Raw genomic sequence first — 1,066 nt, 5'->3', positions numbered from 1 at the left:
GGCGCATCGCCGGCGGCTACTACGCGGGGATCGGTCAGGTCCGCGCCGACGAGCGCGACCTCACGCCCGCGGAGCGCGCCGAGGCGCTCGACATCGCCGAGACGTACGTGGCCGACCAGGAGGCCGACGGCGACCGCGAGGCGTTCATCACCGAGGTGAAAGAGACCGACGACGGGCCGGACGTCAAGCTCTCCTCGAACCGGCTCGCGCAGAACGTCGCGACGCGGATCACCGAGTCGCTCGGCGGGAGCTTCGAGTCGTACCCGACCTTGGTCACCGAGGACGGCGACGGCAACGAGGTGTACCGCGTCACCTTCGCGGTCCGGCTGCCGAAGTACGCGGAAGGCGAGATAATCGACCCCGAGGACGGCGACGGCCCCGTCCTCGTCACGGGCGTCTCCGACCGCCTCCGGGGCGTGCGCCTCGCGAGCGGCGCGGAGTACACCTCCGCGTTCGCGGACGGGGAGGCCCCCGAGGCGACCCGGCTCGGCACCCGCGACGACGCGGCGGAGACGACGGTCGTGACCGTCGAGGACGAGAACGCGATCCAGGTGCTCGACCCCGTCACCTACGAGGCGAAGACGGTCCCGAACCCGGCGTTCGTCGACGACGACGACGACGCGGTTCTCGCGTTCGAACACGGCGGCGACGTTCACCTCGTGCCGGAAGAAGGAGCTGAACGGACCGCGGCGTCGGCTCCGAGTCGAGACTGACGCCGCTCGTGGACCGCGTCGAACTCGCCCCGAGCGTCGCCCACGCGGGAGCGTAACTGATCGGTCGTGGAAGAGAGCCGCAAAATCCGGTCGGCGCGTCGACGTCGTCAGCGGGGCGGGAGACGTTCAGTCGGCGCGGGCGGGCTGTTCGCGGCCGAGGGCTGCGGCGCGCTCGGACTCCGTTACCTCGATGCCGCGGCGTTCGAGCTGCTCGATGAACTCGGCCTCACTGAGCCCTGCCTGTGCGGCCGCCTGCGACAGCGTCAGGGTTCGCGCACCGTACAGCGTCAGCGCACTCGACAGCCCGTTCGTGGCCATACATCCAGTAGTCGCGTGAGGGATTATGAAGGTTA

The 1,066-nt window shown here is 70.3% G+C and carries 2 protein-coding genes; one reads left to right on the top strand and one right to left on the bottom strand.

Annotation, left to right across the window (positions count from 1 at the left end):
• Window positions 1–713, top strand: a 713-nt coding sequence (locus U4E84_RS18515) for an NMD3-related protein (RefSeq protein ID WP_322533519.1), incomplete at its 5' end; no start/stop codon positions are given.
• 126 nt (window positions 714–839) lie between these two features.
• Here the strand turns inward: U4E84_RS18515 and U4E84_RS18510 are convergent.
• Window positions 840–1,031: a UPF0175 family protein gene (locus U4E84_RS18510; RefSeq protein WP_017344020.1), complete on the bottom strand. Its 192-nt coding sequence runs from the start codon at window positions 1,029–1,031 to the stop codon at window positions 840–842.
• Between the last annotated feature and the right edge of the window lie 35 nt (window positions 1,032–1,066).

The sequence above is a fragment of the Halorubrum sp. AD140 genome (assembly GCF_034497445.1).
Taxonomy (GTDB): domain Archaea; phylum Halobacteriota; class Halobacteria; order Halobacteriales; family Haloferacaceae; genus Halorubrum.
This window is presented reverse-complemented; position numbering and strand designations above follow the sequence as displayed.